Genomic DNA, 14,144 nt, shown 5'->3' on the forward strand with positions numbered 1-14,144 from the left:
AGCTCATATCGAACCTCTTTCAGGTTCCGCTACTTCAAACCTCACGGTCACCTGCCGCCTCGTCCGGGCTGATCCCACCCCTGCAGCAGCCACCGTCTCCACCGTCGGGCACGATGCAGCGACATCTACCAGGCAAGAGCGCGCCGGGCGATGACGGCGCCCAAGGCGGCGACCAGCAGGACGGCCAGCGGATACCAGATGGCGACGAACATGCCGCCATCGTTCTTGCAGGCGAGCGAATAGGCTGCGGCGCCCAGTGCGCCGGCCAGCATCCCGGCGATGGCGCCTGCTAGAGCGGGACGGGTAGAGGCACCGAGCCGCAACACGCCGATCAGGATGGTGAGCGGCACGACCGACGCGATCAGGATCGCCAGGATGCATCCCGGCACCGAGATGGTCTCGGCGCCCAGCACCGACAAGCCGGATTGGTCCGTGGCGGCGCGGAACGCCAGCAAGACGGCCGCCGGAAGAAGCGCCATGAGGGTCAGTCGCCCACTCCCGGGCAACGCGGCCCGGCTGGCCAGAAGCAGTCCGCCCGCACTCAGCATCAGCATGCTGACGATTTTGTAGATAAGAGGCGCATGATGACCCGCAGCGAAATCGGGACCGACGCCGAACACCGCCAGCACCAGCGCCACGGAGATGGTGAAAGAGCATAGGGCCGCGACGATCAGGACGGTGTTGAACCCGCGAGGCCCCGCCACGCGACCGCTGCCCGCCTGTCGCGCGAGACTACCGATGAGGTCGTTGGTATTCAGGGTGGATACCATGTCCTGTTTCCTGGTCACGGGGCATTTTCCCGCTGCGACTTCGCCATAAGACGCCGCAGCGCGCGATGATAGGACACCCGGACCGACCCTTCGCTCGTTTGAAGCTGCTCGGCGGTGGCCCGCACGGTGGCGCCGTCCACGCCGAGGGCGCGGACGACCTGACGCTGGCCCTGTGGCAGGTCGGCAAGGTATCGGTCGATGTCCGATAGGGTCCGGTCCGGGTCCTCGATGGGGGCCTCGAAGATCTCCGTCATCTCCTCCATCGTGAGGTTTACCCGTCGCTTCGCCTCGCGGCTGAGGCGTCGGGACGCATCGATGAACTTGTAGCGGGTGATCGTGAACAGCCACGGCATGAACGGCCTTGCGGCGTCCCACGTGTGCCGCTTGCCATGCAACCCGATCAGGATCTCCTGCACCACGTCCTCGGTTTCCTCCACGCCGAGGCCTGCGCGGGCAAGGCGTGACCGGATCAGCCTGCGCAGCATGACGGCGATCTCCCTGAGAAGGACTTCATAAGCTGCAGCATCTCCCCGGCGCTCTGCACGCATCGCCGCTGCCCAGTGGTCCTCGCGCACGGTCACGCTAGGGAGTTCGGTGGCGATGGGGGGGACGTTAGCTGCGCTGCAAGCATGCCAGCCATGTGCCGCTTTCTCTCCGCGATGTGTTTCACCGTCGGAATCCAGATCGAACACTCCATCGAAGCATCTGCTTTCATACGGCAGGCAGGCGCCAGGTCTGCCGTTCCGGCCCGACCTTCAACCAAGGACATCAGTTCCATGCGTATCATCGACATCAGGCTCGCCGCCACCTCGGCCATGTTCGTGGCCGCGTCGTTAGCCGCTACGGGCGCCGCCTTTGCCCAGGTGCCCCCGCGCACGCGTGGCACGATCACCGCGGTCAGCGGCAGCGAGGCCACGCTCCGCACCGCGATGGGCAAGGTCACGATCAAGCTCGCCGACGATACCGGCTATGTCGGCGCCAAGAAGTCCAGCCTCGACGACGTCAAGCAGGGCAGCTTCATCGGCACCGCTGCGACACCCGCCGCGGACGGCACCCTGCGCGCGCTCGAAGTCGCGGTGTTCCCGGAATCAATGCGCGGCGCCGGCGAGGGCAACTATGCCTGGGATCTCGGCAAGGCCGGCTCGATGACCAATGGCACCGTCAGTTCGATGACCAACGGCACGGTCAGCAAGATGTCGGGCGGTTCGGCATCGGGAAGCTCGATGACCAACGGCACGGTCGGCTCCAAGACCGCGCACGGCCACTCGCTGATGGTCGACTACAAAGGCGGCCAGAAGACGATCATGGTGCCGGATAGCGTACCGGTCGTGGCGCTCGAGCCCGGCGACAAGTCGCTGCTGAAGGCCGGTGCCAAGGTCGTGGTGTTCGGCCCGGTCAACGGCACGACGGTCGATGCGAAGAGGATCATCGTCGGCGAGGACGGCGTGAAGCCGCCGATGTAAGTGCCGGCATAACGACAAGCCAAGGACGCACAACAGGCGGGTTTAGACCGGGATGACCGTATTGACGAACGAGAACTCTTTATAGTTCGTCTGACGGTCATCCATCCGCTGGTCGTGCGCCTGACCGGTTAATCAACGCATCAGCATTGCTGGTGATGGTGGCAAGCGCGTGGCAGATCTACAATTCCTCGCCGCCGCTGCCCTCCTCCTTTTCGCACTGGGTGCCGCTGGGCGGCTGGCTTGGCGGCGGCATTGCCTGGCATCTCGCGGCGATGTGGCTGCTGGCCGGCAATGCTCTGATCTGTTTCAGCTCCGGCATGGCCGGCCGCCACTTCAGTAAGGTCCTTTTCGCTAGAGACTGGGCAGAAGTCCGCCATCGATCCGCAGGTTGACGCCCGTTATGTATCCCGCGATCGGACTAGCAAGAAAGGCGACCGCATCCGCTACTTCTTCGACCCGTCCCGTGCGTCCAACCGGAACATTGGCAAACAGCGGCAGGACGATACGTTCGATCTCGTCCCATGGCGCATCCTGACGGGCCAGGCCACGCTCGGCTGCGACTTCCCGGAAACGGATATCGCCCGTGATGCTGTGGATCGTGCCGGGAGAAATCGCGTTGACCGTCACGCCGTGGGCCGCCACCGCCTTCGACATCGATACGGTCATGGCGTTCATGGCTGCCTTGCACGCGGAGTAATCGGGTGAGGAGGGCGGAGGCATCATCCCGGCAATGCTCGATATGTTGATCACGCGGCCCCATTTCGCGTGCTGCATGTTCGGCAGCAGGCGTCTGGTGATCCTGAGGGCAGCCAAGACATTCCTGTCATAAGCCGCCGCCCACGAGCCGGGCTGAATATCGGTCCAACTCTCCGTCGAGCCACCCGAGCCGCCGGCATTGTTGACCAGAATGTCGATAGATCCCGCTAGAGATTCAGCTTCCTCCACAAGTCGTTCTACATCTTCATCGCTCGTGAGATCGCCGCCGACGGCAAAGGCACGCCCGCCCTCGGCGATGATGGCGTTGGCGACTTGCTCGGTCCGGACCCGATCGCGGCCATGGACGACGACGATCGCCTTCTCACGTGCAAGAGCTGTCGCGATAGCTTCGCCAATTCCTTTGCTGCTGCCGGTGACCAGGGCCGTCTTTCCGCTCAATTGCAAATCCATTGATAGTCCATCAGTTTGTTGGTCCAGATGGATTTCATATGACGATGGGCAACACAATCAGGCACTTAAAAGTGCCTATCGCGCGCGAAAGCCGGGCTGTGTGCCTGGGTCCGGACGGTGCGGTAGCCCATGTGAGCCGAACGATGAAGATGATCCAGGGACGTTGGAAACTCCCGATCCTCTTCCGGCTCTACGCAGATCCTGCGATGCGGAGTTCGCAACTGCGGCAGGACTTGCCTGCTGTCTCCCAGAAGATGCTCACACAGCATTTGCGCCAACTGGAAGCGGATCGCCTTATCGAGAGAACGGATTTCGGTGAGAAGCCTCTGCGGGTCGAATACCGATTGTCCGAGCTGGGCAGGAACCTCTTACCCGTTCTCGTGGCACTGCGTGATTTCTCAACTCTCCAGATTGCTGAGTGACAGCATCTCCGAAGATGCGGTCGCGGTCCGAAACGAAGATCACCCAGAAGTTCGAATGGCGCTGAGCTCGGTGAGGGCGAAGAAAAAGCCGCGCAGGCTCAGTGGTCCCGACCGCTAGAACCACGATCGCGCATGCAGCCCCACGATGTCTGACAAACCTCCTTGATATTGCAGGCTGAACTCGCGTCCGGTCCTGGGCCACCAAGGCGCCTCAGGCTCTCCCCAACCACGATCGACACTCCCGGCTTGGTTCGAGCCGATTTTAGAGGGATGATCGTGCCTCCAACCAGAAGGCCGTGAAACGGCCCGGACATGCCAGGGGAGGCATTTTATGTCGTCGATCGCGGGAACCGGCCGGATTCGTCCGGAAAGACAGCGCACGCTCATGCCCAACGCCCGCTGGCTCATGGTCTGGCTGTGTTTCCTGGCGCTGGCAATCAACTACACCGATCGCGCCAATCTCGCGGTCGCAGCCCCCAGCATCAAGCACGCGCTGGGCGTCGACGACACCACGATGGGCTTCCTGCTCGGGTCGTTCTTCTGGACCTACGCGCTGATGCAGCTGCCGGCCGGATGGCTGGTGGACCGGTTCGGAGCGCGACTGATGTTCCCGCTGGCGGTGTGCTGGTGGTCGCTGTTCACCGCCATGACCGCGCTGGCGAACTCCGCCGCCACGCTGTTCGGGTTCCGGCTGCTGCTCGGTGCCGGCGAGGCCGGCGGCTATCCCGCATCGGCCAGGGTGGTCGCGCGCTGGTTTCCGCCGCAGGAACGCAGCCTCGCCTCCTCGATCTTCGATTCCGGTTCGCGTGCAGGCAATCTGGTCGCGATCCCGCTCTGCTCCTGGCTTATCGCGACGTTCGGCTGGCGCGCATCCTTCGTGGTGACCGGCCTGCTCGGGTTCGTCTGGGCGGTGGGCTGGCTGATGATCTACCGCAAGCCTGAGAACCATCCTGCAGTGACACCCGAGGCGCTGGCCGAGATCGAGGCGGGCCATGCCGTTCCGGATGCGGACGAGCCGCCGATACGGTGGATCACGCTGTTCCGCTATCGGACCATCTGGGGCATGATGTTCGGCTTCTTCTGCCTCAACTTCGTGATCTATTTCTTCATCACCTGGTTTCCGACCTACCTGATGACGGCACGACATTTCTCGCTCAGGCAGTTCGGAACATACGGCCTTATTCCTGGCTTGATCGCCATACCCGGCGGATGGCTGGGCGGCGTGACGTCGGACTGGCTCTACCGTCGCGGCTGGAGCCTGACCGCGGCGCGCAAGACCTGCCTGGTGGGCGGCATGCTGGTCTCCTCGGTCATCACCCTGGCGGCCATCGTTCCTGCCGCGTGGATGGCCCTGGTGCTGTTCGGCATCGCCTACGCGGCGTTGGCCTTCACGGCCGCGAGCATCTGGTCGCTGCCGGGCGACGTGGCGCCGACCAAGGGTCACGTCGCGTCGATCAGCGGCATCCAGAACTTCGCATCGAACCTTGCCGGCGTGGTGACCACCAGCTTCACCGGCGTCATGCTGACAATCACGCATGGCTCGTTCCTGATCCCGCTGGCGACGGCGGGTGGCCTGTGCCTGCTCGGTGCGGCGACCTACCTCTTCGTGGTCGGTCCGATCGAGCCGCTGCCGGTGATGTCGAGGCGGCACGCATGATGTCGCCGGATGGGCATACCGGGCCGGGCCGGATCACATCCCGTCAGCGGCGGCTGCTGGGACAGGCGCTGGAACTCGAGGATTTCGCGGGGCTGGTCAGACCTTTCCTGCCGCGCGCGGTGCATGGCTACGTGACCAACGGTGCCGACTCCGGCGGCGTGGTGACAAGCAACCGCACGATCTTCGATCGCTGGCGGATGGTGACACGCGTGTTGCGCGATGTCAGCGCTCGCACGCAGGCGACCACCCTGTTCGGGCATGAATATGCCGCTCCCTTCGGTATCGCGCCGATGGGCTCCGCCGCCGTGATCGCGTTCGACGCCGATAACCGGATGGCGCGGGCCGCTGCTTCTGCCAACGTCCCGTTCATTCTGAGCGCCAACTCCATCACGCCGATGGAGGAGGTCGTAAAAGCCAATCCGGACATGTGGTTCGCGGCTTACCAGTCTCCCGATCATGCCAAGATCGAGCGGATGGTCGAGCGTGTCGCACAGGCAGGCATCAAGGTGTTCGTGCTGACGGTCGACGTGCCGGTCGGTTCCAACCGCCCGGCCGACGCGCGCACCGGCTACACCATGCCGCTCAGCCCGACCCCGCGCCTTGCTCTCGACTCCATCCTGCATCCGCGCTGGCTGGTCGGCACCGGCATGCGCACCCTGTCCCGGCGCGGCATGCCGGCGATCAGCAATGTCGAGGCGAACGAGCCGATCGGGCTGTTCTCGCGCAATGTCGGCCGCGTCACCGGTTATAGTTCGTTTACCTGGCGCGAAGCGGAGTTGATCCGCAAGCTGTGGAAGGGGCCGTTCGTGCTGAAGGGCGTGCTCGCAGCCGAGGATGTCCGGATTGCCCGCGAAGGCGGTATCGACGGGATCGTCGTGTCCAACCATGGCGGCCGTCAGCTGGGCTGCGCCGTCTCGCCGATGGAAGTGCTGCACGAGATCAAGGCGAAGAGCGGCGACATGACGGTTATCGTCGATAGCGGCTTCCGGCGCGGCACGGACCTGCTCACGGCCTGCGCGCTCGGCGCCGATTTCGTACTGGTCGGCCGACCGTTCCTCTACGCGACGGCGCTGGCGGGCGAGGCGGGGCTGCGCCACGCAATGTCGCTTCTGGCGCGCGAAGTGGATATCGGCATGGGCCTGTTGGGCGTGCGGACCCTGGCGGAGCTAGGACCGGAATACCTGCGCGCGACGACAGGAAGCGTGCACGAGCACCAGCCGGAGTACTGAAAGCGCGTCGCATGGACGAATCCCCCCAACCCGGCTGCACGCTTGCCTATCGGCCCGGAATGGCCTCCCCCTGATCTCGCGCGGGCTTCTGGACTGCATCGGAGGTGACCGGCTAAACCGCGCTCGCGCAGAACCTGGAACAGTGTCTCGAATGGACAGCCTGCTTTTCCGATCCGACACCCTTGCCCGGCCGGGCGTCGAAATGCTGCCTGGCTCCCTCATCCGCGAGGTCGCGCAGGAGGGGCTCGGCCTGCAGGGTGTCATCCCGCTCTGGTTCGGCGAGCCGGACTCGGTGACGCCGGGCTTCATCCGCGACGCGGCCAAGCGTGCGCTCGATGATGGCCAGACCTTCTACACCTCCAACTACGGCATCTACCCGCTGCGCGAGGCGATCGCGCGCTATCAGGGCCGCCTCGGCCGCATCAGTGCGCCGGAGCGCGTTTCCGTCACGTCCTCCGGGGTGAACGCGATCCTGCTGGCCTGCCAGACCATCCTGGCGCCGGGCGACCGGGTCGTCCTGCCGGTGCCCGCCTGGCCGAACCTGGCCGGCATCGCGGCCGTGGTGGGCGCCGAGGTCACGGCGGTTCCGCTCCGGCTGCATGAGGCGCGGTGGCAGCTGGACCTGGACGAGCTGCTTGCCGCGCTGACACCGGACACGCGGATGGTGATCCTGAATGCGCCCGCCAACCCGACCGGCGCGATGCTCACGCGCGACGAAATGGTCGTGATCCTGGCGCACTGCCGGCGGCACGGCATCTGGATCCTGGCTGACGACGTGTACGAGCGCGTGGTGTTCGAGCGCGACGTCGCACCGTCTTTCCTCGAGCTGGCCGATGTCGACGATCGGGTGGTTTCCATCAACTCGTTTTCCAAGAGCTGGGCGATGACCGGCTGGCGCCTTGGCTGGATCACCGCTCCGCCGGCCCTGATGTCGGCGTTGGGCAAGATCACCGAGTTCAATACCTCCTGCGCGCCGGGCTTCGTGCAGAGCGCCGGCATCGTGGCGCTGGAACAGGGAGAGCCATTCGTCGCGGCGATGCGCGCCCGGTTGCAGTCTCGGCGAGATATCGCCGCCGATCTGCTGGACGCTATTCCCGGCATCACGACACCGCGGCCGGAAGGGGCGATGTATGCCTTCATGCGCATCGCCGGCTGCACCGACAGCCTGGCTCTGGCGAAGAGCCTGTTGCGCGAGGCGCGTGTCGGCGTGGCTCCTGGCCGTGCCTTCGGCGAGTCCGGGGAGGGTTGCCTTCGTCTGTGCTTTGCAGTCGAGGAGGCCACGCTCCGCGAAGCGATCGGACGGATCGCCGCGTACTTCCGCATGCACCCGCTCGCATAAACTCAGGGCAACGGCCGAAGAACGCGCCTGCGTGATAACGGTGCCTCGATGCGCGCAGGTTACTACCGCAGACCCCCGACCAAACCGACGTCCGGTGCTGCCTCTGCAACACATGCCAACTGTGCAGCGCCGCGTCGCTTGAGCGGGTTCGCGTCCGGAGCGTGGAACGCGTCTCCTGGACAGATGAAGGCCCGAACCGTATTGGCCTCCGTCCGTTCTGCCGTGACATCATGTGAGTGACCCGACCATGGCCGACCAGTTCGCCACCTATCCGAGCCTGAGGGATCGCCGTGTTCTCGTGACCGGCGGCGCCTCCGGCATCGGCGCCAGCATCGTCCGTCATTTCGCGGAGCAGGGCGCGCATGTCGGTTTCCTCGACCTCGACGAGGCTGCCGCCGCCGCCACTCTCGCAGGGATGCCGGAAGGATCGACCGTCCGCTTCGCCAAGGTCGATCTGCGCGACATTCCGGCGCTGCGGCTCGCGATCGCGAGCCTGCGCGACCAGCTCGGCGGGCCATTCACCGTCCTGGTCAACAACGCGGCTCGCGACGACCGGCATGCCATCGACGACGTGACCCCCGAATACTGGGACGACCGCATGGCGACCAACCTGCGCCACCAGTTCTTCTGCGTGCAGGCGCTCAAGCCGGACATGATCGCGGCCGGCGGCGGCTCGATCATCAACATGAGCTCCAACAGTTTCCTGCTGGCGTCGGGCGGCATGCCCGCGTACACCGCCGCTAAGTCCGCGGTGATCGGTCTGACCCGCGGCCTCGCGCGCGACCTCGGCCCGCACCACATCCGCGCCAACATCGTCTACCCGGGCTGGATCATCACCCAGCGCCAGCTCGACCTCTGGATGACCGACGAGGCCGAGCAGAAGCGCGTCAGCGGGCAGTGCATCCCGGACCGTCTCTACGAGCCCGACGTTGCACGCATGGTGCTCTGGCTCGCCGCCGACGACAGCCGCATGGTGACGGCACGCGAGTTCGTCGTGGATGGCGGCTGGTTCTGATCCTGCGGGCGCCGGCCCACACCCTCGTCGCTAGGCGACCGGGCCGAGCGGAACGATGCCGGTCGGATTGATCGTCTTGTGGCTCTGGTAGTAATGCCGCTTGATGTGGTCGAGATCGATCGTCTCGGCGACACCGGGCCACTGCCGCACGTCGGCCACGAAACGCGACAGGTTCGGGTAGTCGACGATCCGTCGCAGGTTGCACTTGAAGTGACCGTGATAGACCGGATCGAACCGTATCAGCGTGGTGAACAGCCGGATATCGGCTTCGGTCGGCACGTCGCCGACCAGATAGCGCTGCCCGGCGAGACGCTGTTCCAGCCAGTCGAGCGTGTCGAACAATCCGGTCACGGCTTCCTCGTATGCTTCCTGCGTGGTCGCGAAGCCGGCCCGGTAGACGCCGTTATTGACCGTCGCATAGACCCGCGCGTTGACCGCATCGATCTCGGCCAGCAGCGACGCCGGCACGTAATCACCTGGGGTGGCGCCTATTGCGTCGAACGCGCTGTTCAGCATGCGCACGATGTCGGCGCTCTCGTTCGACACGATGGTGCGGCGCTGGCGGTCCCAGAGCACCGGAACCGTGACCCGGCCGGTATAGTGCGGATCGGCGGCCGTATAGACCTCGTGCATCAAGCGGGCACCGTTGATCGGGTCGCCAACCACTCCCGGTCCGGGCTCGAAGGTCCAGCCATGCTCGGCCATCAGCCAGTGCGTCACCGAGACGCCGATCATCTGCTCCAATCCCTTGAGGCGGCGCATGATCAGCGTGCGGTGCGCCCATGGGCAGGCGAGCGAGACATACAGGTGGTAGCGCCCAGGCTCCGCCCTGAAGCCGCCTTCGCCGGAGGGTCCCGGCTGGCCATCCGGCGTGACCCAGTTGCGGAACTTGCTGTCCTGCCGCTCGAACCTGCCGTCACGCGTTTCGTACCACTGGTCCTGCCAATGTCCGTCAACCAGCAATCCCATGGTCTCAGTCCACCGCGATCATGACGTCGGACGATTTGATGACCGCACTGGCCAGGCTCCCGACCGCCAGGCCGAGCTCGTCGACCGCCTCGTTGGTGATAGACGCGGTGACGATGGCGCCGCCGGCGATCTCGAGCCGGACATGGGCGGTGGTGGCGCCCTTGGTCAGGGCCACGATCCGCCCGTCCAGGATGTTGCGCGCGCTGATTTTCATGTCATGTCCTACCGACGTCACCGGCTTCGGGGATACGTGATGAGCCGAACGATCCACTTCATATCCGGTTTGCCCCGCTCCGGTTCAACCTTGCTGGCGGCGTTGCTGCGCCAGAACCCGATGCTCCGGGCGGAGATGAGCAGCCCGGTCGCGGTGCTGTGCGAGCGGGTGCTGCCGGTCATCGGGCATGGCGAGTATGCCACCATGTTCGACGATCAGCTCCGCCGGCAAATCCTGAACGGCCTGGTCGACAGCTACTACGCGGGCACGCCGGAGGAGACGGTGCTGTTCGACACCAACCGCGCCTGGTGCGCGCACATGCGCGTGCTGGCGGACCTGCGTCCCGGCGCCTTCGTGATCGCCTGCGTGCGCGATCCGGTCTGGATCATCGACAGCTTCGAGCGGCTGCTGCGCCGGAATACCTACCTGGTATCGAAGCTGCACGGCGTCGCGCACTCGGCCACGGTGTTCGACCGGGTCGAGCAGCTGATGGCGGTGCAGGGTGCGTTCGGTGCCGCCTGGCAGGCGGTGCAGGACGCCTATTACGGCGAGTTCGCGCACCGGCTGATCGTGGTCGATTACGACGAGCTCGTGGCCGATCCGGTCCGTGTGCTGGCGGCCCTGTACGACGTGCTGCAACTGGCACCCTTCGAGCACGATCCGAATGCGCTCGCCTTCGAGGGTGGGCAGGCGTTCGACGCGGCACTCAACACGCCGGGCCTGCACGCGGTCCGGCCCAGGGTCGAGCGCACCCATCGGCGCACCATCCTGCCGCCGCAGATCGTCAAGCGGCTGGCCGGTACCAGCTTCTGGCGCGATCCGGCCCACAACCCGGGCGGCGCCTTCGTCATTGCGCCGGAGTAGACGGGTCCTTCGCGTCGCCTGCCCATACTGCCAGCAGCGCACACCAGATCGCCGCGATCCATAAGCCTTCCAGCCGGACGGTCGGGAACAACGCCGCACCGGCGACGGCACCAAGCACCAGCGCCACCCACAGCATGAGGTAAGGCAGCCACTCCAGCCGCTTGCCGCCGAGCATCGCCCGGGCGAGAGCCTGGCCCATCTTGACCAGCGTCCCGGTCATGTAGGTGACGGCGATGCTGACCTCGCCAGCGCGCTGGATCGTCGCGTTCTCCGCACCCAGCGCCAGCGTCATCAGCGTGATCGGGAGCCTGTCTCCTGCAAGCCAGCCGGACATCAGCGCCTGCATCGCGGGCGACGCTGACAGTGCCGCCAGCCCCAGCAGGACCGCCACCAACGAAAGCACCGCCCGGCGGGGACGCTTTGCCACGTGGCTCACGATCGAGCCCAACACCACGCCCGCCACGAACAACCCGATCAACGCACCGGCCGTCGCCACCGGCTGGCGGGATCGTTCCGCCAGCCCGACCGCGAGGCGGGTCGAGTTGCCGCTCATGAAGGAGACGAAGAACCCCTTCAGCGTCAGGTAGCCTAGCGCATCGACGTAGCCGGCGAGTGCGGCAAGGCCGAGGGCGAGCAGGATGGTGCGGCGGTCCGAGCGGGTCATCTCCACCAAGCTTGTGGCCCGCCCGCTCCGGATTGTCGAAACCGGGCACTCGCCTATGGTGCGGCACTGGTTCGAGGAGAACATCTTGGCTTCCGGCATCACGATCGGCACTCCGACCCACCCACCGGCACCGGGCGGTCCCATACCGGGCGGACCGGTCCCGCGTACCGCGGTCCATGTCGTCGTCGCCTGCTACCTCGGCTGGATGCTGGATTCGTTCGACTACTTCATCACCGTGCTGGTGCTCGACCAGGTCGCGCGCAGCTTCGGCGTCACCACGGGTGCGACGGCGTTCGCGCTGACCGCGACCCTCGCCTGCCGGGTGATCGGCGCCGTGCTGTTCGGGCGGCTCGCCGACCGGTTCGGGCGCCGCCCGACGATGATGGTGAACGTCATCAGCTACGCCACCCTCGAACTGATGTCGGGCTTCGCGCCGACCTTCACGATCTTCCTGATCCTGCGCGCGCTGTATGGCATCGCCATGGGCGGGGAGTGGGGCGTCGGCGCCTCGCTGGCGATGGAGAGCATCCCGGCACGCTGGCGCGGCATGGTGTCGGGGATCCTGCAGACCGGCTACCCGACCGGCTACCTGCTGGCCTCGCTGCTGTACCTGGCGGAACCCTATATCGGCTGGCGCGGCATGTTCATGGTCGGCGCGCTGCCGGCGCTGCTGGTGCTCTATATCAGGACCACCGTGCCGGAGAGTCCGGACTGGCTGCTGCACAAGAAAGTGGTGCGCGAACCGATCCTGTCGGTGCTGCGTCGCCATGTCGGCCTCAGCGCCTATGCGATCGTGCTGCTCACCTGCATGCTATTTTTCTCGCACGGCTCGCAGGACCTCTACCCGTCGCAGTTCCTGGGCCGCTTCCACCATCTGTCGCACCCGACCGTCGTGGTGATGATGGTGATCTACAATATCGGCGCCATCGTCGGCGGCCTGTCGGTCGGCTACCTGAGCCAGCGGATCGGCCGTCGCTGGGCACTGGGTCTCGCCGCCGCAATGGCCCTGCCGATCATCCCGCTCTGGGTGTTCGCGAACGGCGTCGTGCCCCTGGCGATCGGCGGCTTCCTGATCCAGTTCGCGGTGCAGGGCGCCTGGGGCGTGGTGCCCGCCTATCTCAACGAGATCTCGCCATCGGCGATCCGGGGCACGTTCCCGGGCGTGGTCTACCAGCTCGGCAACCTGTTCGCCTCGCCGAACGCCAACATCCAGGTCTGGCTGGCAGGCCTGCCCACCAGCGACATACGCTGGGCGCTGGCCGGGGTAATCGGGGTCGTGGCGATCGCGATCGCCGTGCTTGCCGCTCTCGGCCGGGAAACCCGCTTCGTCCGCATGGGGCTGGAACGCTCGCCCAGCGACATGGCCTCGCCCGTCGGTTCGTCATGACGAACAGGCAGGCCCGGCCGTGCGTCGGTGTCCGTGAGCCTGATCCGGCGGCGTATGGAAGCGCCTCCGGCCGGACATAGGCATCCGGGCAGTCGGCGTCTCGTTCAGGAACTTGCCCAGATGATCCGGTGCAGCCAGACCAGCGTCTCGCGGGTGGTCGAGAAGCCGGCGCTGTCTGCATCGAGGCTATCGAAGCTGAAGCTCGTCGCGGTCCGGTCGCCGGCCACGAACGCTCCGACCGGGCCCTCTCCACGACGCAACAGCACGCGGTCTCCCGGACGGACCGGAACTGCCGGTGACAGGATCAGCGTGCCGCCCTCGCGGAACACCGGCTCCAGCCGGGCGGAGTCGATCCGGACCGCATAGCCGTGCGGATCACCCGGCTGCGGCACCTCGGTTTCTTCCCAGCCCTGCCCACTGGGGTTTCCGGCATCGTCGAACAGCCCGTCGGTGCAGAGCTGCGAGAGCGGTAGCAGCGGCAGACGGTGGGCACGATGGCTGCGTCCGAGGCCGAGCGCGCGGGCACCGCCGACCAGTGCGGTGAAGCTTTCCAGGCTTGCGCCGGTTGCCGACAGCACGCGGGACAGGCTCTCCGTGCTGGGCCAGCGCAGGCCACGGCTGGTGGTGCGCTTGGACCGGTTGAAGGCGGTCGGGTCGAGCCCGGCCGCACGCGCGAGGCCGGACGGGGACAACCCTTTTTCCGCGGCCAGCGTGTCGAGCGCACGCCAGACATCCTCGTGTTTCATCGACATCAGGCGACTTTCATGATCTCCCGGTCGTGTCGCGCGACGCCGGCCTCGGTCATCCGGTAGCTGTCGCCGACATGGACCGCGAAGCCGAGCTGCTCGAGCCGGTCCAGGCAGCGCGCATCCTTCAGTTCGGCCCGGGTGCCGTCCGGCCGGCCCCGGTCGTCGCACAGACTGAGACGATGCAGCGCCGATCGGCAACATGTCTCGAGGTATGGGTCGTTCCACATCGACCCTT

General features: G+C 66.0%; 17 protein-coding genes. 9 read left to right on the forward strand and 8 right to left on the reverse strand.

Translation table 11 applies throughout. The features are described 5' to 3' along the window. Positions 1-125: 125 nt before the first annotated feature. Both HN018_RS04505 and HN018_RS04510 read right to left on the reverse strand, forming a co-directional pair. The gene (locus HN018_RS04505; protein WP_171834392.1) at positions 126-770 is read right to left on the reverse strand and encodes an NrsF family protein; all 645 of its coding nucleotides are present in this window, start codon (positions 768-770) and stop codon (positions 126-128) included. Between the two features lie 14 nt (positions 771-784). After that, the gene (locus HN018_RS04510; RefSeq protein ID WP_171834393.1) at positions 785-1,351 is read right to left on the reverse strand and encodes a sigma-70 family RNA polymerase sigma factor; all 567 of its coding nucleotides are present in this window, start codon (positions 1,349-1,351) and stop codon (positions 785-787) included. A 195-nt stretch (positions 1,352-1,546) separates the two neighbouring features. On the opposite strand from HN018_RS04510, the gene HN018_RS04515 reads away from it, so the two are divergent. Both HN018_RS04515 and HN018_RS04520 read left to right on the forward strand, forming a co-directional pair. Then, positions 1,547-2,233 carry a hypothetical protein gene (locus HN018_RS04515; RefSeq protein ID WP_171834394.1) on the forward strand — a complete coding sequence of 229 codons (687 nt, stop codon included), beginning with the start codon at positions 1,547-1,549 and terminating at the stop codon, positions 2,231-2,233. A 146-nt stretch (positions 2,234-2,379) separates the two neighbouring features. Continuing rightward, entirely contained in the window at positions 2,380-2,625 is a 246-nt protein-coding gene (locus HN018_RS04520) for a hypothetical protein (protein WP_171834395.1), read from the forward strand. Here HN018_RS04520 and HN018_RS04525 read toward each other — a convergent pair. Next, positions 2,585-3,400 (reverse strand): SDR family NAD(P)-dependent oxidoreductase, encoded by an 816-nt coding sequence (locus tag HN018_RS04525; RefSeq protein WP_171834396.1) that lies wholly within the window; start codon positions 3,398-3,400, stop codon positions 2,585-2,587. The genes HN018_RS04520 and HN018_RS04525 overlap by 41 nt on opposite strands. 143 nt (positions 3,401-3,543) lie before the next feature. On the opposite strand from HN018_RS04525, the gene HN018_RS04530 reads away from it, so the two are divergent. From HN018_RS04530 to HN018_RS04550, 5 genes are all read left to right on the forward strand, one after another. Beyond that, positions 3,544-3,822 (forward strand): winged helix-turn-helix transcriptional regulator, encoded by a 279-nt coding sequence (locus HN018_RS04530; RefSeq protein ID WP_239479014.1) that lies wholly within the window; start codon positions 3,544-3,546, stop codon positions 3,820-3,822. Positions 3,823-4,153: 331 nt separating this feature from the next. Continuing rightward, positions 4,154-5,479 (forward strand): MFS transporter, encoded by a 1,326-nt coding sequence (locus HN018_RS04535; protein WP_204259673.1) that lies wholly within the window; start codon positions 4,154-4,156, stop codon positions 5,477-5,479. Continuing rightward, positions 5,476-6,708, forward strand: coding sequence for an alpha-hydroxy acid oxidase (locus HN018_RS04540; RefSeq protein ID WP_171834397.1), 1,233 nt, complete (start codon positions 5,476-5,478; stop codon positions 6,706-6,708). Before HN018_RS04535 ends, HN018_RS04540 begins: the two co-directional genes overlap by 4 nt. Positions 6,709-6,859: 151 nt before the next feature. After that, entirely contained in the window at positions 6,860-8,047 is a 1,188-nt protein-coding gene (locus HN018_RS04545; protein WP_171834398.1) for a pyridoxal phosphate-dependent aminotransferase, read from the forward strand. A 232-nt stretch (positions 8,048-8,279) separates the two neighbouring features. Next, positions 8,280-9,062, forward strand: a complete 783-nt coding sequence (locus HN018_RS04550; protein WP_338034009.1) for an SDR family NAD(P)-dependent oxidoreductase — start codon at positions 8,280-8,282, stop codon at positions 9,060-9,062. A 30-nt stretch (positions 9,063-9,092) separates the two neighbouring features. Here HN018_RS04550 and HN018_RS04555 read toward each other — a convergent pair whose 3' ends face one another. Next, positions 9,093-10,031: a glutathione S-transferase family protein gene (locus tag HN018_RS04555; RefSeq protein ID WP_171834399.1), complete on the reverse strand. Its 939-nt coding sequence runs from the start codon at positions 10,029-10,031 to the stop codon at positions 9,093-9,095. 4 nt (positions 10,032-10,035) lie between these two features. Continuing rightward, positions 10,036-10,245 (reverse strand): TOBE domain-containing protein, encoded by a 210-nt coding sequence (locus HN018_RS04560; RefSeq protein ID WP_171834400.1) that lies wholly within the window; start codon positions 10,243-10,245, stop codon positions 10,036-10,038. A 39-nt stretch (positions 10,246-10,284) separates the two neighbouring features. Between HN018_RS04560 and HN018_RS04565 the strand changes: the two genes are divergently transcribed. After that, the gene (locus tag HN018_RS04565) at positions 10,285-11,109 is read left to right on the forward strand and encodes a sulfotransferase family protein (RefSeq protein ID WP_171834401.1); all 825 of its coding nucleotides are present in this window, start codon (positions 10,285-10,287) and stop codon (positions 11,107-11,109) included. Here HN018_RS04565 and HN018_RS04570 read toward each other — a convergent pair. Further along, positions 11,093-11,773 (reverse strand): YoaK family protein, encoded by a 681-nt coding sequence (locus HN018_RS04570; RefSeq protein ID WP_171834402.1) that lies wholly within the window; start codon positions 11,771-11,773, stop codon positions 11,093-11,095. The genes HN018_RS04565 and HN018_RS04570 overlap by 17 nt on opposite strands. 85 nt (positions 11,774-11,858) lie before the next feature. Here HN018_RS04570 and HN018_RS04575 point away from each other — a divergent pair, with 85 nt between their 5' ends. Next, on the forward strand, positions 11,859-13,160 hold the full coding sequence (locus HN018_RS04575; protein ID WP_239479016.1) for an MFS transporter: 1,302 nt from the start codon (positions 11,859-11,861) through the stop codon (positions 13,158-13,160). Positions 13,161-13,264: 104 nt separating this feature from the next. On the opposite strand, the gene HN018_RS04580 is transcribed toward HN018_RS04575, so the two are convergent. Both HN018_RS04580 and HN018_RS04585 read right to left on the reverse strand, forming a co-directional pair. Beyond that, positions 13,265-13,912: a S24 family peptidase gene (locus HN018_RS04580; protein ID WP_171834403.1), complete on the reverse strand. Its 648-nt coding sequence runs from the start codon at positions 13,910-13,912 to the stop codon at positions 13,265-13,267. Continuing rightward, positions 13,912-14,136, reverse strand: coding sequence for a hypothetical protein (locus tag HN018_RS04585; RefSeq protein WP_171834404.1), 225 nt, complete (start codon positions 14,134-14,136; stop codon positions 13,912-13,914). The genes HN018_RS04580 and HN018_RS04585 overlap by 1 nt, the downstream gene beginning before the upstream one ends. Positions 14,137-14,144: the final 8 nt, after the last annotated feature.

It is taken from the genome of Lichenicola cladoniae, from assembly GCF_013201075.1.
In the GTDB taxonomy this organism is placed as follows: domain Bacteria; phylum Pseudomonadota; class Alphaproteobacteria; order Acetobacterales; family Acetobacteraceae; genus Lichenicola; species Lichenicola cladoniae.